Raw genomic sequence first — 22,797 nt, 5'->3', positions numbered from 1 at the left:
CAGAAAAGCAAGATGAATTACTCAAAATAAAAAAATTTGAAATCTAAATTTGTGATTTTTTCTTATTTTGGGATATTTTTTGGAACTCTTTTAGAAACTAAGAAAACGATTACATTTTTTGGTATGATTCACATGTAAAGAATAAAAATGAAAAAGGCGGGTTGGATATGAAATTCAAAAAATTAGTAGCAAGTGCGACGCTTTTAGCTTCAGCAGCAGTTTTGTTTGCGGGATGTGGGAGTTCCTCAAATTCAGCAACGAAAGATGAAAATAAAATCAGTGTTTGGGCATGGGATGAAACGTTTAATATCAAAGCAGTCAATGAAGCAAAAAAAGTCTATGACAATAAAGACGTCGAAGTGGATGTCGTTACGATGTCACAAGATGATATCGTACAAAAGTTAAACACAGCATTAGCCAGTGGAAATACGGATGGATTACCGAATATCGTGTTGATTGAGGATTATCGTATTCAAGGTTATTTGAATTCTTATCCGGACGCATTTTCTGAGTTAACCGATATCGTAGATGAATCCAATTTTGCTTCGTATAAATTTGCGGTTAATAAGATCGATGATCAAATTTATGGCGTCCCATTTGATTCAGGTGTTACGGCTAATTTTTATCGAACAGATTTGTTAGAAGAAGCCGGTTACAGTCAAGCAGATATGCAGAATTTAAGTTGGGATGACTATTTACAAGTTGCTCGAGATGTTAAAGCAAAAACGGGTAAAAAAATTACTGAAGTGAATCCCTCAGATCTTGGACGTGTCCGTATGATTATGCAAGAAGCTGGTGAATGGTACACTTCGGAAGATGGAAAGACGGTTACGATCAAAGATAACCAATCATTGAAATATGGATTAAATCTATTTGCTACACTACTTAAAGAAGATCTAGTGGAACAAACTTCAGATTGGAATGCAGGTGTCACGGCCATTCAATCAGGGGCTGTTGCATCCAGTCCAATTGGTGCTTGGTATTCCTCAACGATCCAAGGTGCTGAAGATCAATCAGGGAAATGGGCAATTGCACCGACACCTTCATTACCTGCCAATATGCAAAAAGCACAAGCTTCTAATTTAGGCGGAGCTGGGTGGTATGTGATCAAAGGTGTTTCAGGCGAAGAAAATGCGAAAGACTTCTTGAAGAAGACCTTTGCGACTAACGAAGACTTGATGGGAACCTTAGCGAAAGAAATCGGGTTAGTTTCTACCATGTTAAGTGCAAAAGATCAACCAGCTTATCAAGAGTCTTCTGAATTCTATAGTGGTCAAAAGGTGTTTGAAGACTTTTCTAAATGGACAGCGGAAATTCCACAAGTTAATTATGGACAAGAAACCTATGCAATCGAAGCAGTTGTAGCAGAGTCATTACACCGAATCATCAATGGAGAAGATACTGATAAAGTCTTGGCAGATACGCAAAAACAAGTAGAAGCACAGTTAGCCAATTAAGCAGAGTGAAATGAATTGATTTAGAGTATCAAATTTGTGTTGGCTGGTGATTTTTGAATGGTCATCAGTCACACAAATTTGCTATCTCTTAAAAATAGTTTCAATCAATACCGTAGAATTTTCGTGAGGACGCTGTCAATTACTCAGACAATTAGTTAAGAGGAAGGATTTGTGAGACGATCCTTAAATGACAGATAAAACGAAGATGAACGTAACGAAAGTGAGCAAAGCAGATGAAACAAAAAGATTTTTTCAAGAACGGAAATGCGTTTCTTGTTTTACCAGTTCTGATGATCTCGATCATGGTGTTTATCCCAATGATTTTAGCGCTGATCACTTCATTTCAAAGTGGTCCCCCAGTTAATATGAGTTTTAATGGTTTGGGGAATTATCAACGCATGTTGAATGATGCGACCTTCAAAAAGGCTTTTTTTAACACCTTTTTATATTTATTGGTACAAGTACCGATTATGTTGTTTTTAGCTTTATTTGTCTCTAATTTATTAAATGATAAAAAGCTTAAAATGAAAGGATTCTTCCGGACAGCGATTTTTTTACCTTGTATCACATCCATGGTTAGCTATTCGCTTATTATGAAAAGCTTGTTTTCTCAATCGGGATTAGTGAATAATTTTTTGATGACGATCGGCTTGATCGATATGCCAATTGGCTGGCTGACTCATCCAGTTTGGGCGAAAGTATTAATCATCATTTCGATTACATGGCGTTGGACAGGTTATAACATGATTTTCTTTTTATCAGGAATGCAAAATATTGATCCGGCAATTTATGAAGCAGCAGAAATCGATGGCGCATCTAAGTGGCAACAATTGATCAAAGTCACGATTCCTAACTTAAAACCAATTATTTTGTTTACGTCAATCACATCAACGATCGGTACGTTGCAACTCTTTGATGAAGTACAAAATATTACGGGTGGTGGACCAGCAAATGCAACAACTACGCTATCTCAGTATATTTACAATTTAAGTTATAAATTTACACCGAATTTTGGTTATGCTGCGGCGGTTTCATTTGTGATCGTAGTCTTTATTGTACTGTTATCAATCATTCAAACGAAAGTCGGAGGTGAAAAAGCGTGATAGATCAAGCAGAAAACAAAGTACTTCTTAAAGAGAATGAAAAAAAAGCGACTAAAACATTCGATTGGTTAGCTGTTTTTAAATATGCCTCTTTGAGCGTGATTTCATTTATTTCGATTTTTCCTTTTGTTTGGATGATCTTAGGAATGACGAATACACCTATCGATATTACTGCCGGAAAATTAAAGATCGGTAGCCATTTAGTTGTCAACTTCCAGAATCTTTTTTCAAATGACTTACACTTTGCACGCTCATTGTGGAATTCAGCTTTGATCGCTATTGTAACAACGGTCTTAGCTTTGTTGATTTCATCTATGGCTGGTTATGGGTTTGAGATCTATAAAAGTCGAAAAAAAGAACGATTATTTACGATTTTGCTTTTATCGATGATGGTTCCTTTTGCTGCGTTGATGATTCCTTTGTACCGCATGTTTTCTAACTTAAACGGAACGATCTTAGGGATTAATAGCTTCTTAGTCGTCATTTTGCCTTCAGTAAGTACAGCTTTTTTGATCTTCTTCTTTCGACAAAACGTTAAAGCGTTTCCTAAAGATTTAGTAGAAGCTGCACGTTTAGATGGATTAAAAGAATTAAGTATATTTTTCCGTGTCTACCTACCCACTGCTAAAAATACGTATGCAGCTGCTGCAATCATAACTTTTATGAGTAGCTGGAATAACTATCTTTGGCCTTTAGTTGCATTACAATCACCAGATAAGCGTACGGTCCCATTAGTTTTATCTGCCATGGGAGCCTCTTATACACCAGATTACGGAATGATTATGGCCGGGCTTGTGATTGCAACATTACCAACAGCTATCGTGTTCTTTGTTTTACAAAAACAATTTGTCCAAGGAATGATCGGTTCTGTCAAGTAAACGCGACTCGATGATAAAATTAGTTTGGTATAAACTTTAAATGTATAGGAAAAGCTGTCCCACTAGGGGAGAGCTTTTTTTCTTTTTAAATAACATTTTATATTAAAAATATATTTATGATTAATTATTTAAATAACTGTAATTATTAAAGGTAGTAAGCTTAAAAATTAATAAATATTATATTGTTGCTATTTATTTAGTTGTTATTTATAATTAAATTGTACAAAAGATAACGTTTTCGTAATGGATGAATAATTATTTTTTGTTCATAAAATAATTTTAAGGAGTGAGGTAAATGAAAAAATATGCGGTTAGTCTGTTGTTATTTGTGTTTGGTATCTTTGTACTTTCAGCCAATGTTGGGGCGCAAGAAGTCACGTCAAAAGAGATTTTTAGTATTCCGGAGCCGACGTGGATCTTCAACTCAGGGATGAGTAAAGGGAAAAACCATGATCGTCAGGATCTAGGTTTTATCTTAAGCGAAAATACCGAATTGAGAATGAGACAGACAAATGCTCATTTCAAGAATAAGTTAAAATTGCGACTACTAGGAAACGATAAAAAGAATGAAAAAAGTATCGAAGTTGGATCAAATTGGGTAAGTATACGTGCAGATGAGCCCTTGGTTCTATTTATTGATACACCGTACGGAGAAGGATCAGCACAGATCGAATACGAAGTGGTGACTTCCAAAGAAATGAAAGCGTTACCTGTTTATGGATATCATGGGAATGAGACCATGTTTTTTTCAATGTGGGATACGGAGGATGCAGAGTATGCGCTAATTCAAGGAGTAGATTTCCAATTACTCGTACCCAAATTGGACAAAGAACTAGTGAGAAACTTAAAAGATTTTCCATCAATTGATGCGTTGATTGAGTATCATCACGGTATTTTTGCTTTATTTAACGGTATCGCTGGTTTTGATGGTTCCGCACCAGAAAATCAGAACGGCGCGAATCGTTACTTTTTAAAGGCAGATGATTCTGGCGCAGGTGCTGCTTATTATGGGGGTGATTGGACAGCTAATAGTGAACCTACGACAGATATGTGGTTGAAAGAACTAAGTTGGGCAACATTACATGAAATTGCTCACGGTTATCAAGCTGGTTTTGATGGGCAAGATATGTATACTGGCGAAGTGTCAAATAATTTATTTGGGGTCCAATATCAGTATGAAAAATATGGAAAAAAAGCAGATGACATCGGTTGGTTGTTTAATTTAGGTAAAAAAGAAGAAGTCGAAAACAAGCTATATGATAAGTTGATCCGTGATGGAGACACTTACCATGATGTCGATGTGCGTGAACAACTGATTTTATTAACGATGTTCAAACAAAAAGCTGGAAATGACTCCTTCACTAAGATATATCAGGAATACCGTAAAATGGCTAATCAGAGTGATTTCAAAGATTGGGAATATACATTACCCAATTTAATGAATCGTATCTACAGTGAAAATAGTAAGCAGGATTTTTCTGCTGCCTTAAAAAAACGTGGGTTGTATCTTGATGAATTTCAAGCAGAAAAAAATCGTGTGGCAGGTTATCCAGCTGTGGCTTCATTGGCAGATATTGTCTCTGAAAATGAGTTGGTGCGTGCACGTCAATTGATTGACCCAAACTATTTAATCAATTCTAATTTTGAATTGGTTACTAACGAGGAAATCGCCTCTCTAGGGTTGGCTGGTGATTTGACCATTGAAATTCTTCCTAGCGATTTGAGTAACTTTGAAGGACTCACAGTTGAATTAAAAGATGGAGCAACTATTATAGCGAGTCAACCAGTACAACAAAAAATGACATTTAAAAATATTCCTAATGGGGTCTATCATTTAGAATTTTCTGGTGAACAAATGAAGTATTATTTACCAAGCGAAAATTATGTTTATGTAAAGGAAACCCAAAACCATGCTTCTCTTTCATTAATCAAAGCTGATATCAGTAAGTTAGCCGATGAAGATCTTATCTTTTATGGCTTTAATGATCAATGGTCAGGTTCATTAAGAACGAATTTGAATTCAAGAGAAGCAACACTTACCTTAAATATGCCAAAACCTCATTATTTATTTAAAGATGAACTTTATGTAAAAGTGACTATCAAATCTCAGGATGGCAAAATTAGGTATGAAAAATCGATTAATGGAGACATACCTGAACGATTCACCGATGACCATTTGTTGCTTGAGATAGGAGATAGCATAGAAATCTACCATGCAGAAGCAAGAAATCGTTTGAAAGGTCCAGAAAATCTTATTGATCGTGGACAAAATACTAACCACTGGCTAGTTACGGAACATGGGTTAAAACACCTTGGATTAAACAATAATCCAGAAAAAGATCTTATGGAAAAAATTGAAAAATTAGGGAATTCATTAGTAAAAGCTGAGGGTATTAAACCGATGGCGTGGGAAAGATCAATGGCTAAAAAACAATTATGGACAGCCATACAATCTCTATCTCCAAAAGATACAGAACATTATATGTCCCAATATTATGTTTTGTTTAAATAGCTTATGATGAGCAGGCAAGATGAGCAGTCAAAATTATCGAATTGATCGTCTTTAGCAAAAAACTTAGCACCTTAGAGGTTGAGACGAAAGTGTTAACTATCAAGTACCAAAAAAAATACCGAAAATTGCCAAGAAACACAAACGCTAGTTTTTTTTGTCGATTGTTATCTACTTGGTGCTTCTCCAATTTTTGATTAATTTCGGCTTATCTTTCGAAAATGCTGCTTTTATCTCGTCGTGAACAAGAGCTTTTTAAACACCGTTTATTCATTTTTAGATATAATAGAAGATACTGGGACAAAAAAGTTGTCTCAGTATCTTCTTTTGTTTTATCACAAGCGTTTGGTTTTAGTGATGTAATACAAATAAGACCAGTATAAAATATTAGCTAAATGGCTATGCTAGTATAAATGACCTGAATGATCCTAAGATTTACTCAAGAATTTTTTAAAAGAGCTTCTTTTATATAACAAACACTTCTTTTTTGATATAAAAATGGTTACGCTTTCATTAGAATAGAAATATCAAATAAAGGAGTGAGTAGAATGAAAAATAAATGTTGCATGATTACTTTGGCTTCTATTTTATTGTTAGGATGTGCTACACCAAGTGTCGTTTACGGAAAGGAACAAGAGGGACTATTGGCAAGAACAAGCCTTACATCTGTTTCTCAATCCCTCAACAAAGGAAACGAGGGGCAAGTAAAAACAACAACACTTGGATTATCTGACGATGAGCAAGCGATCATTCAAGCAATCGGTAAAGGCAAGAATTTCAAGGGAAAACTTTATTTAAATTATATCCGAGATAAAATAACTGAAGTTTTCAAAGAATATAATGGAAATATTTTTAAACTTCTAAGTGAATTCTCTTCGTTGATATCAGACCAAATTTCAGAAGTGAATGTAAAAGAACGCTTTGATGTTAGTCCAGAAGTAATCAAACGTTTGATTACAATCAGTGCGATGTATGACATTGCTTTTGCAAAAGACAGTTGTTTTATGAACTTGCTTGGTGCAGCGAATGATGGAACGGCACCTGCTGAGCCTACAGGTTTTTATCCTAATACCACTCAATTAGAAGGAACGACCGTAAATAAGCAAGATGGAAAATTAATGACGTTGAAATCTTATTATGTGGATCAAAAATCAGATGTAACGGTGATGATTCATGGTGGTTTTCGAGGAAATTGGAATTTAGGGACAGTAACGGATGAGTATAATATCTTTTACAATGCGGGCTATAATTTATTATTTGTAGACCCTCGTGCCACTGGAAACAGTGGGGGCGATTATGTCACTTATGGACAATATGAGTCAGATGATGTGCTCTATTGGATCAATCGAGAAGTAGGAACTAAGCCGACTCAAAAGATTTTACTTTATGGTGGCTCAATGGGTGCTGCAACTATGATGTCAACATTAGCTAAGGATATCCCAGCAAACGTAAAAGGAATCATCGAGAATTGCGGATTTAAATCAATTGATGAACAACTTAGATACACCTACAAAAATACCGTAGCGCCTTTATTAGGTTCAATATTTGGGGAAGAATTTGACATTGTAGCAGACGAAGAACATGAAGATCTATATATGGGATTGTTGAAAGAGTATTACTTTGACCAAGAATTAAAAATGAATGTGAATGAAAATCTACCTGAAATTGGTATGGCCACAACGATCCCCAAATTGATCATTCACGGAGATGCTGATCAAGTAGTTCCTCATGAAAATGCGGATGAGCTCTATGATCTTTCCGGGGGCTACAAAGTCAAGTTGATTGTAGCAGGAGCAGGACATGGGGAAGCCCAATCAGTTGATCCCGTAGCGTATCAAACATATGTCACTAATTTTCTAAATTATCTTTTTGGAAGTCAAAGACATTAAGAAAAAATGATTGATCTTTCTGAGGAATGGGACGAAGTTTGACACGATCGAGAGAGTAGCGCCACGCATAATTAGGTTGATGAAATAAGCCGAAGAATCTAAAATCATTTCCTTGATTTTAGTGTTCTTCGGCTTGTTTTTACTACATTTACTCAAACCACAAGCAGTTACAAATACATACATGAAAGTATTGAACCTATCTGATCTCGATCAAGATAAATGGAGAACGACTTAGTAGTTAAGGCATTTTCAGACCAATGAATGGGCATAGTGGATACTTTTGTATTCTTTTGGGGTACAGCCGGCGACCTTTTTGAACACTTGAATAAAATGACTTTGACTAGAATAAGCAAGCAAGTGACTGATTTCATCGTAAGAATGATCTGTAAACAATAACAAATGTTTTGCTTCGGTTATCTTTTTTTCTTGAATGTATCCGTGAATGGTAATCCCCATTTCTTTTTTGAAGTGGCTGCAAATATGTGCCTTATGTTTTTCAGTGATGGCAGCTAACTCGTCGACGGTGATGCGTTCGTATAAATGATTATCAATGTGGTTGACAATCGTTTTTACTAACATGGATTTTTGAGCTAAAGGAAAATTATGAAGCAGTTCCATAAAACGGAAGGTTGCTTCTTTCATATATTGCAGACATTCTTTGACTGAGTGGATATAAATCAGTCCCTGAATCAAAGAGTCGGACAGACCAAAGGCTTGATTGATCGGTACGCCTTCTTCAATACTCATTCTGGTGACGATGGCTACGAACGAGGCAAATTTAAGTTTCAACCCTTCCAATTCAAAGGGGGATAAAGAGACTTTATAGGTTTCTTTCATTTTATTGAAGACCCAAATGACTTTTTCAGGTTCGTTTCGTTTGATGTAATCTAGATACCGTAATTCAAAATGATACGAATCGAAGGTTTCTTTGTGGATCCGTCGATCATAAAGATTATTTTCCAGGCTGTAATCAGTGGATAGATTTTTTTTATTTTTTTCTTGTTGAAAGTACCAAATAAATTCTTCCTTTTTGGTTGGCCGCTGAGTCAGAATCGTGTGTAATAGTTGGATATATTCTTCAAATGAATACTTGTCTTCTTTGGAATAATGAATATTATAATGGTACTCATGTCCCATAAAAAAACAAGAGGTTTCTTTTGAACCGATAATACCGCAAGGGCCAATGATCATCTGATATTCCTTTTGATCAGATTTAAAACAAAAATAGCCGTATAAATAGGATGTTGTATGGTAAAGCTGGATCTGCTCTGTTTTTTTAAATGGAAAATAGGTACTGATCGTGATTGGTAAGTCTTCTAAATTTTTTGGATGGATGAGATATCCGTTTTCATCAAATAATAGCATCGGAATCAGATATTTTCGGTACAATAAATCCATAGTTATTTTAATCGTATCGGTAGTCATAATGTAAATACTCCTTGTGTCGAATTCTTTCTTTTTATTTTACACGAATAAATTTTGTATAGCGCGAATATTTTGGTATAAATGCTAATTTTTTTATATAAAATTCGTTTTTTATTCTTTATAATCTGTTCTATAAAGCGGTTACAAAGGAGGCGCCGATGGAAGCAGATCAGTTACAAGCTTTGTTTGATCGATTATCTGTTCAGGAAAAAATCGCACAAACGATCCAACTGAATGGAAGTATTCTATCAGAAAATGATGTGATGAATACTGGGCCAATGGAAGAATTAGGATTACCTCAAGAGTTAGACGTATTTGAGATTGGCTCTATTTATAATATCAACGATCATCAAAAATTAAAAGAACTACAAACAAAAGTTTTAGCAAAAAGTAAACACAAGATACCCATGTTGTTTATGTCAGATGTCATCTATGGGTTTCGGACAATTTTCCCCATACCTCTAGCTCAAGCTGGTTCTTACGATTTTGAGTTAATTCAACAAGCAGCTAAGTTAACAGCAGAAGAAAGTTATTTAAATGGCTTACATGTCTTGTTTTCACCAATGTTAGATTTAGCGCGTGATCCACGTTGGGGGAGGGTTATGGAATCTCCAGGCGAAGATGTTTATACGGCGAAAGAGTTTGCAAAAAGTATCGTCAATGGTTATCAGGGAGATAGTGAGACAAAAATTCCAGAAAAACATGTAGCTGCATGTCTGAAGCACTTTGCAGCTTATGGAGCACCGGAAGCAGGACGAGAATATCAAGCTGTAGATATGTCCCATCAACGGCTTTTCAATGAATATCTACAGCCTTATCAAGCAGCAATTGAAGCAAAATGTGAATTAGTAATGACTGCTTTTAATTTGTTGAATGGAGTTCCTGCAACTGGAAATGAATGGTTGAATCGAGAGATTTTACGTTCTCGCTTTGGGTTTGATGGCGTATTAGTTTCAGACTATGCAGCAATCAAAGAACTGATTCCTCACGGGTATGCCAAAGACGAAATAGATGCAGCCAAAAAGGCACTCATTGCAGGTGTTGATTTAGACATGATGACTTCGATTTATGCCAATCACCTGTCTGAATTAGTACAAGAGCCACGATTTATGCAACTTCTCGATGAAGCGGTGTGGCGTATTTTAATGCTCAAAAATAAATTGGGCTTATTTGAAAATCCTTATCGTGGCTTGGAAGAAGTGAATACTGGAGAAATCTTAACCGAAAAAGCTAAAGAAGCAGCAGTCGAGTTGGTTGAAAAAAGTTGTGTTCTTTTAAAAAATAATGACACACTTCCATTAGTACCAAATCAAAAAATTGCTGTGATCGGTCCATACGGCGAAAGTCCTCTCACTTTAGGTTTTTGGGCTTCAGTTAGCGGAAAGCCACAAGATACGGTTACTTTGAAGGAAGGGTTGAGTCGCCATTTTGCGACAGATCACTTAATGTTTGCTAAAGGATACAATTTATTCGATTCTTATGATGGGTTTGGACCTCTGAAAAAAGGAATGGAATTATTGAATGGACCAATTGCAGAAGAGGAATCATTAGTGGAAGAAGCTTACCAGATTTCTCAAAAGGCTGATGTGATTGTATTAACATTTGGCGAACAATTTCTCGAGAGTGGTGAAGGAGCTTCTAAAGCTCACTTACAGATTTCACAAAAACAACAACGTTTGATCAAAAAATTACATGAATTAAATAAACCAATTATAGGCGTACTATATACCGGTCGACCGCTAGTCATAACGGATATAGAAAAATATTTCGATAGTTTATTACTTGTCTGGTTTCCTGGAACGATGGGGGGGATCGGAATCGCTAATTTACTTGCTGGTAAAGTCAGTCCTTCTGCTCGTCTATCGATGACGTTTCCTAGAAGTGAAGGACAACTACCGATTTATTATGCTCAGACCTCCACAGGTAGACCAATATCAACAAGCAATCATTCTGAGCGTTTTGTCTCAAAATATATCGATGAATCCAATGATCCGCTATTCAAATTTGGAACGGGAATGAGTTACGCCTCATTCGAAAGTCAATTACTGAGAAGTGAGCAAAAAGACCAATTTATTGAGATCAATTATTTAGTGAAAAATCGATCGGATGTTTCAGCAGAAACTGTGACACATGTTTATCTTCATCAAGAATATGCTTCGATTGTCCAACCGGAAAAACGATTGGTCAGCAGTCAGCGAATCTATTTAGAAGCAAATCAAGAAAAGCAAGCAAGAATCAATATTCCAATTTCTGACTTAGCTATCTTTGATAATAATGGAAATAGTTGGATAGAAGAAGGTGTCTACCATTTTTATTTAAATGTCGACGGGTTAGAAAGTGTTACCACATGGGAATATAAACAATAGGGGGATTACGATGGAAAAATTAGAAGCGTTTTTAGGAAGTAAGTTATTACCATTATCGCAAAAATTACAACAAAATAAAGTGTTAGCTGCTTTGATGGAAGGGTTTATTCGTACGAGTCCAATCACTTTGGGGATTGCGCTGATTACGATTGTAGGGAACTTCCCAATTCCTGGTTGGATCGATTATTTGACTTCATTAGGTATTTACCCACATGTAGAAGCTATTACAAATGGTGCAACTGGGGTATTTTCATTGTATGTCGTTTATAGTCTGGCTTTTTCTTATGCAAAACAACTGGGGACGAATGAGCGAAACGCAGCAATTATTTCTTTAGCTAGTTTTGTGATGTTGATGCCTCAAACTGTCGCAACAATGGCTATGCAAAATGGAGAGGCTGTAGACTCTACGATTGCAGCATTACGCTTAGATTTCTTAGGCGGACAAGGCTTGTTTATTGGAATGATCGTTGCGTTAGTGGTTACTCAACTTTATGCTTATCTATCGAAAAAAAATATTGTGCTTAAATTACCAGATAGCGTACCTCCGATGGTTACGCAATCATTGGCACCGGTCTTTGTTGTAACAATCATCTTTGTCTTTGTATTTATTCTGCGTATCTTATTTGGTTTGACAAAATCTGGCTCGATTTTCCAATTCTTTATCGATGTGATCAATGCACCGCTTAACGCGTTGGTTGCTAGTCCATTATCAATTATTATTATCATGGAAGTATTAGCTGTCCTTTGGTTCTTTGGGATTCACAACGCAGTTTTACAAGGACCATTAGGAGCAATCAGTATGACGATGGTTGTCTCAAATATCGCAGCTTTCCAAAAAAATGAAGCTTTGCCTTACTTGATTCCTTCTGTGATCTACATGGGAATGTACGCTGCAGGCTTCATGGGATTTGTGACGTTCTTTATGATTCGTAGTAAATCTGCCAAAATGAAACAACTTGGGAAATTATCCGTGATTCCTGCCATTTTCAACATTACGGAACCCTTGATGTTTGGTATGCCGATTATTTTAAACCCATTGTTTTTCATTCCACAAGTCTTTACACAGTTGATCGCAGGCTTTGTGACGTGGGGATTAACCACAACCATTTTACCGATTTCATTGAACCCAATGATAAGTTTATTGCCTTGGACGACACCAACTTTTGTTAAGATGCCACTTTCTGGTGGGATAAATTATACAATCTTGATGGTTATTTGCATGGGTATCGGGATCTTGATGTGGTATCCATTTATTAAGATTGCTGACAAAAAAGAGTATGAATTAGAATTAAAAGAAGAAGCCGAAGCTAAGGAAGCAAAAGAAAAGATGGCTGGTGTGATTGCAGAAGAAGTTCAAGCATAATGGAGGAGAGCAAATGGTTGTTTTAGGGATTGATATTGGAGGGACGATGACCAAGACCGCTCTGATTTCTCAGAATGAAGTTTCTTTTAAAAAGCGTTTTCCAACACCTTCAGACAAAGAGCAATTTCAACGATTATTATCACAAATGATTCGTGACTATCAAGAGATCCAATCATTCCATAAAATTGCTTTTTCAGTACCTGGATCGGTTGATCAGTCTGGGACAGTTCGCTTCGGCGGTGCTGTTCCTTACCTGGATCAACTCCAATTGCAATCGTTTTTAGAGTTGGAGAATTTCGAAGTGTTCGTTGAAAATGATGCCAAAGCTGCTACTTCCTGTGAAATGAAATATGGCAATTTAAAAGGGATCCAACAAGGCGCAGCAATTATTTTGGGAACTGGAGTTGGCATGGGCATTTGTATCAATGGACAGCTTTATAAAGGAACGCACATGCAAGCCGGTGAAATTAGCTTTATGATCCGTGATCGTCAGATTACTGGTCAAGACTCGTTTGTAGGTATGGGACTGTCGGCTGTTTGGTTGATCAAACAATTAGCTGAATTATTAAAAGTAGACAACGAGGGCGAACAGGTCTTTGCTGCCTTAAAAGACAGTGAGAATGAGTCAGCCAAAGCTTTATTTCATGATTATTGTAAACAGGTTGCTTTTCTTTGTTTCAATGTTCAAACGCTGCTAGATGTTGAAAAGATCGTCATTGGTGGAGGAATCAGTCAACAAGAATATTTGGTCCAGACGATTCAACAAGCTTATCGAGAGCTGTTTACAGTAGCGCCAATCATCAAAAAAACATTACAACCAATGACGATTGAAGCAGCAAAATTTCAAGCAGACGCCAATTTAATTGGTGCGGCCATAAAGGAGAATGAAGATGAAAAATAAATTTCCAACAGATTTTTTATGGGGAGCTTCTACCAGTGCTTATCAAGTAGAAGGCGCTTGGAATGAAGAAGGGAAAGAACCATCTGTTCAGGATATCAAGTCTATCCCAGAAGGAACGACTGATTTTAAAGTTGCCTCTGACCACTACCATCGATTGGAAGAAGATGTCCGTTTATTTAAAGAGTTAGGACTAAAAGCTTATCGTTTTTCGATTTCATGGAGTCGTGTAATGCCTAATGGAAAAGTGAATCCAGCTGGTATTGCTTTTTACAAACGTTTGATTGAGTTATTGAAAGAAAATGATATCCAACCAATCGTAACTGTTTTCCATTTTGATTTGCCTGCGTCCATTGCCGAAAAAGGTGGTTGGGAAAATAGAGAAACGATTCAAGCTTTTGCGGATTATTGTCAGGTATTATTTGACCATTTTGGGCAAGATGTTCCACTTTGGCAAACAATCAATGAACAAAATGTCATGGCATTGGCTGGTTCTGTAATTGGGACAAGTAATAAAAGTATGAAAGAAAAATTCCAAGAAAACCATCATATGTTAGTCGCACAAGCCCTCGTGACCAGTAATTACCACAAAGGGAATTATAACGGCAAAATTGGACCAGCGCCTAACATCGCCAGTGTGTATCCTGCTTCAGATAAACCAGAGGATCAGATGGCCGCTTTATATATGAGTGCGCTTAGAAATTGGCTCTATTTAGATGTTGCTGTTTTTGGGAAGTACAATCATAATGCTTGGCATTTATTAGAGAAGATTGGTGCGGCACCAGTGATCACTGCAGAAGATCAAACGATTTTAGCAGAAGGAACAGGAGATTACATTGCTTTTAACTACTATAATACAATGACCGTCTCCAGTTATTTTGCCAAAGAACAAAAAATAGATCAGCAATCCGGTTTTGGGATTCCAGGATTCTTTCAAACAGTCGAAAATCCACATTTACCAATGACGGAATTTGGCTGGCCTATTGATCCAGAAGGGTTTCGTTTTACTTTAAATGAAATTTATTCTCGCTATCGCTTACCACTCTTGGTGACAGAAAATGGGATCGGTGCATCAGAACAACTCATTGACGGGAAAATCCATGATGATTATCGGATTGCTTATTTACATCAACACATCCAGCAAATGGCTTTAGCGATTGAAGATGGCGTTGAGGTGATCGGTTATTGCCCATGGAGTGCGATTGATTTGATCAGTACCCATGAAGGAATCAATAAAAGGTACGGATTTATCTATGTCAATCGGACCGATGAAGAGTTACTCGATTTAGCACGGTATAAAAAGGATAGCTTTTATTGGTATCAACAAGTGATTGAGGAAAATGGCTTAGGAGAATGAAGCAATGAGAACAAAAGAAATTATTTTTGATCGCAAGGCAAATACCGGTCTCAAGCTTTACTTACAAGAAGAATTGTTTGAATCGCAGCCAATCGAAAAACGTCCGTTTATTTTAGTGATTCCTGGGGGTGGGTATTCTTTTTGTAGTGAAAGAGAAGGGGAACCGATCGCATTAAGCTTTCTGTCAAAGGGCTATCATGCAGGTGTTTTACATTATCATGTAGGAGAACATCGTCATTTTCAAAAAGCATTGTCTGATGGACAAAAAGCAATGGGATTACTTCAAGAATGTGCGGAAGAATGGCAGATTGATCGTCATAAGATTGCGGTCATTGGCTTTTCAGCAGGTGGGCATTTAGCAGCAGCCATGTCGACAATGTTAGCGACTAAACCCGCTCTATGTTTATTAGGTTATCCAGCTATCCTCTCTTCTTTTTCGGAGGTCATGGGTATTTCTGCTCCTTCTTTGGAAGAATGCGTGACGAGTGATACGCCGCCGACGTTTTTATTTTCCACATTTGAAGATTCGATCGTTCCTATCGAAAATTCCTTACTATATTTACGTGCGTTAGAAGAAAATGATGTTCCTTTTGAATCACATATTTTTCAAAAAGGACCTCATGGACTTTCTTTGGCAACTAAGTGGTACCGCACATCTGATGAAGTGACAGACGAACGTTTTGCTCGCTGGTTTCCATTTGCGATGGAATGGATGGAATCACAGTGGGAAGAACAAGGAAAAGGCAACGAATTATCGACCAGAGAGATCATCGACATACCGATTTTTCAACTCGTAAAAGAGGCAGAAAATCAGCAAGTTCTCCAACGATTTTTCCCTAGCTGGCAAGATCCTAGTCGTTTCAAATTAGTAAAAAGACTTAATTTAAAGCAATTACGGCGAATGATTCCAGATCAAATGACGAATGAACAATTTGAACAATTGATCGATGGATTGAATCGACCAAAGGAGGAGCATTGAATGCAAGCTTACCTTGTCCATGAAAGTTATAAAGCGACCAACCGTCTGACGGCTGAACAGCCTCAGGAACTTACGGAGTTAACTTTTTATAAGAACAGTAAAAATGCTTGTCAGTTACTACTTCATGACGGGCGAAAAAACCATTTCGTACTATCGGATGAATTTTCGATACCAGATGCTATTGAGATACCGATTTATCGTATCGCTATCGAATCCTCGTTACCAGTAAAAGCTCAATTTATTGACTATTATTTAGGCAACGAAGATATATTGTATGCTGATAAGTTGTTAGAACAAACAGTGAAAACTTATTCAGGCGATCGTTATGCGCCAATTTATCTGGAATTTCCTTTGGATACTGAAATCAAGTCTGGCAGCTATTCACTAGAAATAACAGTTTACCGTTCGCATTTGACAGCCGGTGACGAAGAAGTAGTGACGAAAAAATTAATGATTGACGTTTCAGATTATTGTTTTCCAGATAACGTGACTCAGAAATTTAATTTGGACATCTGGCAACAACCGTCTAATTTAGCGAGAAGTTTTCAAGTCCCACTTTGGAGTGAGACTCATTTCCGATTGATTCGCGAAATGGCTTCCAGTTTAGCAGCTATTGGGCAAAAAGCGGTAACGGTGATCGCAGGCGAGATCCCTTGGAAAGGTTGGTTTAATTATATCGTCAAAGACTATCCAGCGAATCTTTATGAGTACTCGATGATTAAAGTCAAAAAGGATCTCAAAGGAGAATTGACGTGTGATTTCACCATTTTAGATCGCTATCTTCAAACAATGGCAGAAGCAGGTATCGATCAAGAAATCAACGTCTTTGGTTTGTTAGGTGTGTGGCAAGTACCATTCTTCCCATTGATCCAACAGTTAGATTACCCTGAAAAAATTGTGGTTCGCTATTTTGATGAAGCCTTGCAAAAGATCGGATTCATCGAAAACAAAAATGAATTGAAGTCCTATTTCAACCAATTATTTGAGCATTTCAAAGAGATTGGGGTATGGGACAAAGTCAGGATTATCTCTGATGAGCCGAAGATTCACGAAATAGACACCTTTAAAGCTTCATTAGCAGAATTAAAGTCAGTGGATACTAGTGTTCAGATAAAAGTCGCTTTTGATAAAGAAAACGTCTTGGAACAATTGCTGCCAGATGTCGATTTTCCGGTCACTTCTTTTTATTGTACGTGCAACCATTATCAGCAGTTAACACAAAGCCATCCAGGAAAGACACAATATTATATTTGTAATTATCCTGATCGTCCGAATACCTTTTTACACAGCTCATTACTAGAGACTCGTATCCAAGGAATTTTAGCGCATTGCTTCAAAACAGATGGTATGCTGCGTTGGGCATATAATTGCTGGCCAGAAAATGTGCGAGAAGATATCCGCTATAATACTAGTTCGTTACCGATCGGTGATACTTGTCTCATTTATCCTAGCTATTCTGGACAGTTATTGTTGTCTTTACGTTACAAACAATTGCAAAGAGGAATTGAAGATTTTTACTTGGTCAAAGAAGCAGTGAAAAAGAATCCGATTGTCACACAACAATTGTTAGATGCATTTCTAGGCAGCAGCGAACCAAAAGAATGGATGCAAGATAGCCATACAAGCAACCAACGTTTGTTTAATCAACAGGCAGACGAATACGAAGCAATTCGAAAACAATTGATTGCTTCCTTGTCTTAGAGCTGAGTACTTGTTTTGTGGTTACTTCCCACAGGTTAAACAAGAAGAGACTCTTAGTTCCAGACGCTTTTTGATCACCTTGCTAAACAACATGCCTTTCTTTTAAAATCAAGCCCCAAAATTTGAAAAGTTCGTTCTGATTTTTCATTCTTGATTTGAGGCATTGTTGCTTATAACATAAAGAGAAGCCAAAGGAGCCGAAACCAAGTTTGATTTTCGCTCAATTTGGCTTCTTTTTACGGTAATGTCATATTTGAGTATTTTTTTATTGAAAAAAATAACAGCGTTTACCTGTTCTGCTCGTAACTTGTGAAGGAATCAGGTAAAATAGAGTAAAGGAGGAGGATATATGCTAAAAAATTTAAAAGAAGTTGTTATCGCCATTTTACCAATGACGCTTTTAATTGTTATTTTAACTTTTATTTTTGCACCGCTTGACTCAGATGAAATGATTTCTTTTTTGTTTGGGGCAGGGATTATGATGATTGGCATGACACTATTTTTATTTGGCGCCGATTATTCGATGATGGAAGTCGGGCGATTAGTGGGAAAATATATGATCAAAAAGAAAAGTCTCACAATCCTCATTGCTTTAGGATTTATGATTGGAATTGTAATCACGATCGCAGAACCTTCCGTTCAAGTGTTGGGACAACAAGTCAATCAGATTTCTGAAGGAAAGATTGGCCGAGTTTTGTTAATTGGAATTGTAAGCGTTGGCACAGGTGTCTTTTTAGCGTTTGCTCTGTTACGGGTTGTCTTCAAATTATCTTATTATCAATTGATGGCGATTGGTTATGTTGGTGTATTAGTCGCTTCATTTTTTACAAGTAATGAATTTATGCCGATTGCTTTTGATTCTGGAGGCGTTACGACTGGACCGATTACTGTTCCTTTTATTCTAGCATTAGCTGGCGGACTGACTAGTATGATTCGTCAAGAAACAAGTGCCAATGATAGCTTTGGGATGGTTGGGATTGCATCTTTAGGTCCAATTCTGGCAGTAATGATTTTAGGGGTGATTTTTCAATGAAGATAGTCCAAGAATTATTTTCGGGAATAGAAATCATTTCCTATGAGGTGTTAATCGCCATATCGCCGATCATACTATTATTCTTAGTCATGAACTTCCTGAGCTTTCAGATGAGTAAAGAACGTTTCTGGGCTATTATCAAGGGCTTTTTGATCACTACTGTCGGATTGATCTTATTCCTGCATGGTGTCGATCTGGCTTACGTTCCTGTTGGACAACATCTAGGTAGTGTACTTGCTAGTTTAGAACATAATCAGCTTTTGATACCTTTAGGGTTCTTGATGGGGTTTTTAGTTGGTTTCGCAGAACCAGCGATCCATGTCATGGTTAAACAAGTGGAAGAATTGAGTGAGGGAAGAATCAAAGCAAAAATCATGTTAGCAGTCATCTCTATTGGGATTGGCTTAGCAGTTGGGTTATCTATGTGGCGTTTATTAGTTGGGTTTTCTCTCTACTATTTTTTGATTCCAGGATATGGCTTAGCTTTCATTTTAGGGCGCAAGGTTGATAAAATTTTTCTTGCTATGGCATTTGATAATGGAGGGGTAGCGACTGGTCCCATGTGTTCCACGTTCATTTTATCGATGTGTGTGGCAATCGCCACGCAAATTGAAGGAAGAGATCCGATTATTGATGGATTTGGAGTGGTGGCTATGATTGCATTAACGCCCATATTATCGACATTGGTTCTAGGCTATATCTACAAAAGGAAAGATGAAAAAGATAAACAAGCCAAACACAAATTACAACAGTTGGAGGGAAAAAAATGAAAGATCCTGTAGCGTTGAATCTGAATATGATCGTCACGATTGTTGATGGGGGAATGGGGTACGAAGTGATTAAGTTTTCAAAAACCGCCGGAGCAGCTGGAGGTACGATACTCCATGGGCGTGGATCAGGGATTCATGATTCTAGTAATTTTTTAGGTCTGGAAATCTCACCTGAAAAAGATATTGTGTTAACCCTCGTACCTGATAGTTTAACCAATCAAGTCATGGAGACGATTGGTCAGGGAATCAACATTGATGTTCCAGGAAATGGTATTTGTTTTAGTATTGATGTCGATAAAGTCATTGGGATCACTAAAATCCACCAATATCGGGAAGTGATCGAGATGAAAGAATTGATGGAAAAAGAGGAGTGAATCTGCAATCGCTCAGGTGGTTTCATTGTTTTAAGGAGAATTTGATGAATTACTAAATTTTTATGAAACCCTCCTCTTTTACCAGACAACTTTTTAAAAATATGCTATGTTAAAAATGATAAAGGGGGAGAAAAATGAATTTTTTAGTGGTGCTAAAGGATCAAGTCATCAACCGTTCGACCTTTCTTTATGTTCAGTTAAACAAGGGGAAAACTTTGTTGCATTTTTCGCCAGAGTTTCATTTAGAAGGTCAAACACTAGGAGAAATCTATCAATCAGAAGGGTTAACTGCACTTTTGCTCTTTTTTAATAGAGAACTTGATTTACCTGTGAAAGATTATCTTGAGCTTTCATTGACAAGTTGGGATCAGGCAGTAACAGAACTATTTCCAAATGGCTTGATAATCAAGGAGAACGGCCAGTTGATACAGTTAACGGTCAGTGAACTTCAAAGACAAATGCGTTATAAAATTGATGAGAAAGATTCGTTTTCGATTTTTCAACGGCAACAAAAAATCTTAAAAAGTTTTTTAAGTGAAATTGGTAAAAAACGCCATTTATTAAAGACAACTCAATTATTAAAAAAATATCCTGATTTAGTTCATACATCGATTCAATTAACCCAATTCTTAACGCTGATTCGCCGATTTGTTCGCTTGAAGGAAGTGCCTTCTAGAAAGCTCACGTTACCGTTAGCGGATACATTTCGTGTCGTCCAAAGAGCGCAGGAAAAGAAAGTCATCGTGATTGACTTTATGAAGAATCGGAATGCACTTCATCAATTAACAATGGAAAAAGCGAATTAAAGCTTTTTCTTTTTGCTTTTTTTGCCATAATAAGAGCAACAGGAGGAGTTACGATGGCACAAATTTGGTTAAGACGCTTGATTGAATACAAAAGAAAATACAACCAAGTGATGCAAGGACGTTATGCAACATTTGATTCGTTGAACCGAGTATTGTTGATTCTGGCACTATTCTTTCGTCTGTTTCAATTTTTACTTCCTTTTTCAATCGGTTATTTCTTATTTTGGGGATTACTCGGTCTGATCGTATTTCGATTGTTATCGAAGAAAATCTATGTAAGAATAAATGAAAATCGTAAATTCATCGAAAAATCGAATCAAATAAAATTATGGTTTTCTCAGTTGAGAAAGCCAAAAAATTCAAAGAAAGTGATGGAGTACACGTTTTTTTCTTGTCCTACTTGTCACCAAAAGCAAAGAGCGCCACGAGGTAAAGGACGAATTCGAGTGACTTGTCAAAAATGCGGTACCCAATTTGAAACGAAAGTCTAGGTGAAGAGGATGAAGTTAGTCTTATTACGACATGGTGAAAGTGAAGCCAATTTTCAAAATTATTGGACTGGCTGGTTAGATGTTGCGCTAACTGAAAAGGGGATGCAACAAGCAACGGAAGCTGGACGAAAAATGAATGAGCAAGGACTGGTTTTTGATATCGTTTATACATCTGTACTAAAAAGAGCAATCAAAACGTCACAGTTAGCTTTAGAAGAAATGAATCAATTGTATCTTCCCGTCCAAAAAACTTGGCGGTTAAATGAACGACATTATGGGGCATTAGTTGGTAAAAATAAAACGGAGATGAAAAAAGAATATGGCGAAGAACAAGTCAAAAAATGGCGTCGTGGCTATCGAGAAGTTCCGCCACTCGTATCAGAAAACCATTTTGATCGACGCTATGATTCTTTAGATCCACGTTTGCTCTCCCATGGTGAAAGCTTAGAGATGACAGTTGAGCGCGTGGTTCCTTTATGGCAAGATGAACTAGCACCACACTTATTAGCTGGTAAAAATGTCTTAGTGGTTGGACATGGGAATAGCTTACGTGCGTTAACGAAATATTTAGAAGATGTACCAGAAAATCAGTTGGATACGATTGATATCCCGAATGCGCAACCGATCCAATACACTTTAAATAAAGAGTTAGAAATCCTCGGAAAAGAATTGTTATAAGAGGGACATGTTTTGTGGGAATATGAATAGATTTAAAGGAAAGAAGTTACGATGATAAAAAATTATGTTTGGGATTTTGATGGAACATTATTTGATACTTATCCAGCCATGGTCGATGGAGCGCTTCAAGCAATGGCTGCGTTAGGTATCTTAGCGGATCAAGAAACGATTTATCCGATTATGAAGAAATTTTCCACCCGTCAACTAATCAAAGAATACCAATTACCAGAAGAACAATTTACACCCTTGTTTCATCGTTATGAAGCAGCGAGTCAGAAAATTTCCAAGCCTTTTGCAGGCACCCAAGAAGTGTTACGATTATTGAAAAGCCAAGGTGCAAAACATTTTATTTTGACCCATCGACTCTCAACCTCAACATGGGGATTACTTGAGCAGTTTGATCTAACTGATTTAATTGAAGAAGTCATTGGGATTGATCGGAATTTTCCTCGTAAGCCAGCGCCCAACTCATTAAATCATTTGATCCAAAGACATCAATTGAAAAAGTCGGAAACGATCATGATTGGTGATCGTCGTTTAGATATAGAAGCTGGTAAGAACGCAGGAGTCTTGACTTGTTTGTATGATATTGATCATTTTTTACAAGATATTCCTGCGGATTATGTTGTAGATGATCTCTTGAAAATCCTTGATATCAAGGAGAAAGCAATAAAATAGTATCCTCTATCAAAGTGAGGTATGTTATAATTTGAATAAGGA

The 22,797-nt window shown here is 36.9% G+C and carries 18 protein-coding genes and 1 pseudogene; 18 read left to right on the top strand and 1 reads right to left on the bottom strand.

The annotated features are described in order from the left end of the window. Positions 1-167 precede the first annotated feature (167 nt). From IGL28_RS07405 to IGL28_RS07385, 5 genes and pseudogenes are all read left to right on the top strand, one after another. A complete protein-coding gene (locus IGL28_RS07405; protein WP_010737704.1) occupies positions 168-1,457 on the top strand; it encodes an ABC transporter substrate-binding protein in 1,290 nt (429 codons plus the stop codon). A 233-nt stretch (positions 1,458-1,690) separates the two neighbouring features. After that, positions 1,691-2,560 (top strand): carbohydrate ABC transporter permease, encoded by an 870-nt coding sequence (locus IGL28_RS07400; RefSeq protein ID WP_010719005.1) that lies wholly within the window; start codon positions 1,691-1,693, stop codon positions 2,558-2,560. After that, positions 2,557-3,438, top strand: a complete 882-nt coding sequence (locus IGL28_RS07395) for a carbohydrate ABC transporter permease (RefSeq protein ID WP_438843934.1) — start codon at positions 2,557-2,559, stop codon at positions 3,436-3,438. Before IGL28_RS07400 ends, IGL28_RS07395 begins: the two co-directional genes overlap by 4 nt. Before the next feature lie 295 nt (positions 3,439-3,733). Then, the gene (locus IGL28_RS07390; RefSeq protein WP_438843933.1) at positions 3,734-5,950 is read left to right on the top strand and encodes a putative mucin/carbohydrate-binding domain-containing protein; all 2,217 of its coding nucleotides are present in this window, start codon (positions 3,734-3,736) and stop codon (positions 5,948-5,950) included. Between the two features lie 650 nt (positions 5,951-6,600). After that, positions 6,601-7,827: pseudogene (locus IGL28_RS07385) on the top strand (alpha/beta hydrolase); the annotation flags it as partial. A gap of 258 nt (positions 7,828-8,085) precedes the next feature. On the opposite strand, the gene IGL28_RS07380 reads toward IGL28_RS07385, so the two are convergent. Further along, positions 8,086-9,261, bottom strand: coding sequence for a helix-turn-helix transcriptional regulator (locus IGL28_RS07380; RefSeq protein ID WP_081127492.1), 1,176 nt, complete (start codon positions 9,259-9,261; stop codon positions 8,086-8,088). 158 nt (positions 9,262-9,419) lie between these two features. Here IGL28_RS07380 and IGL28_RS07375 point away from each other — a divergent pair, with 158 nt between their 5' ends. From IGL28_RS07375 to IGL28_RS07315, 13 genes are all read left to right on the top strand, one after another. Further along, the gene (locus tag IGL28_RS07375) at positions 9,420-11,627 is read left to right on the top strand and encodes a glycoside hydrolase family 3 N-terminal domain-containing protein (RefSeq protein ID WP_081204090.1); all 2,208 of its coding nucleotides are present in this window, start codon (positions 9,420-9,422) and stop codon (positions 11,625-11,627) included. A gap of 10 nt (positions 11,628-11,637) precedes the next feature. Further along, the gene (locus IGL28_RS07370; RefSeq protein ID WP_438843932.1) at positions 11,638-12,990 is read left to right on the top strand and encodes a PTS sugar transporter subunit IIC; all 1,353 of its coding nucleotides are present in this window, start codon (positions 11,638-11,640) and stop codon (positions 12,988-12,990) included. A 13-nt stretch (positions 12,991-13,003) separates the two neighbouring features. Then, a complete protein-coding gene (locus IGL28_RS07365; RefSeq protein WP_081127495.1) occupies positions 13,004-13,891 on the top strand; it encodes an ROK family protein in 888 nt (295 codons plus the stop codon). Beyond that, positions 13,881-15,245 carry a glycoside hydrolase family 1 protein gene (locus tag IGL28_RS07360; RefSeq protein ID WP_081127496.1) on the top strand — a complete coding sequence of 455 codons (1,365 nt, stop codon included), beginning with the start codon at positions 13,881-13,883 and terminating at the stop codon, positions 15,243-15,245. Before IGL28_RS07365 ends, IGL28_RS07360 begins: the two co-directional genes overlap by 11 nt. 4 nt (positions 15,246-15,249) lie before the next feature. After that, complete coding sequence (locus tag IGL28_RS07355; RefSeq protein WP_081127498.1) at positions 15,250-16,224, top strand: alpha/beta hydrolase; 975 nt, start codon at positions 15,250-15,252, stop codon at positions 16,222-16,224. After that, positions 16,225-17,925, top strand: coding sequence for a DUF4091 domain-containing protein (locus IGL28_RS07350; protein ID WP_081127499.1), 1,701 nt, complete (start codon positions 16,225-16,227; stop codon positions 17,923-17,925). Between the two features lie 349 nt (positions 17,926-18,274). Then, the gene (locus IGL28_RS07345) at positions 18,275-18,958 is read left to right on the top strand and encodes a DUF1538 domain-containing protein (protein WP_010737694.1); all 684 of its coding nucleotides are present in this window, start codon (positions 18,275-18,277) and stop codon (positions 18,956-18,958) included. Further along, positions 18,955-19,728, top strand: coding sequence for a DUF1538 domain-containing protein (locus IGL28_RS07340; protein ID WP_010719018.1), 774 nt, complete (start codon positions 18,955-18,957; stop codon positions 19,726-19,728). The genes IGL28_RS07345 and IGL28_RS07340 overlap by 4 nt, the downstream gene beginning before the upstream one ends. Further along, positions 19,725-20,102, top strand: a complete 378-nt coding sequence (locus IGL28_RS07335; RefSeq protein ID WP_010719019.1) for a P-II family nitrogen regulator — start codon at positions 19,725-19,727, stop codon at positions 20,100-20,102. Before IGL28_RS07340 ends, IGL28_RS07335 begins: the two co-directional genes overlap by 4 nt. Positions 20,103-20,236: 134 nt before the next feature. Beyond that, the gene (locus tag IGL28_RS07330) at positions 20,237-20,908 is read left to right on the top strand and encodes a hypothetical protein (protein ID WP_010737691.1); all 672 of its coding nucleotides are present in this window, start codon (positions 20,237-20,239) and stop codon (positions 20,906-20,908) included. A 53-nt stretch (positions 20,909-20,961) separates the two neighbouring features. Next, complete coding sequence (locus IGL28_RS07325; RefSeq protein WP_034698189.1) at positions 20,962-21,399, top strand: hypothetical protein; 438 nt, start codon at positions 20,962-20,964, stop codon at positions 21,397-21,399. Between the two features lie 9 nt (positions 21,400-21,408). Beyond that, the gene (locus IGL28_RS07320; RefSeq protein WP_010719022.1) at positions 21,409-22,077 is read left to right on the top strand and encodes a 2,3-bisphosphoglycerate-dependent phosphoglycerate mutase; all 669 of its coding nucleotides are present in this window, start codon (positions 21,409-21,411) and stop codon (positions 22,075-22,077) included. 54 nt (positions 22,078-22,131) lie between these two features. Continuing rightward, entirely contained in the window at positions 22,132-22,755 is a 624-nt protein-coding gene (locus IGL28_RS07315) for an HAD-IA family hydrolase (protein ID WP_179133703.1), read from the top strand. Positions 22,756-22,797: the final 42 nt, after the last annotated feature.

The organism is Enterococcus sp. AZ077 (assembly GCF_051714965.1).
Lineage (GTDB): Bacteria > Bacillota > Bacilli > Lactobacillales > Enterococcaceae > Enterococcus_B > Enterococcus_B hirae.
The sequence above is the reverse complement of the archived record's forward strand: the minus strand, read 5'-3'. Positions and strand labels throughout refer to the sequence as shown.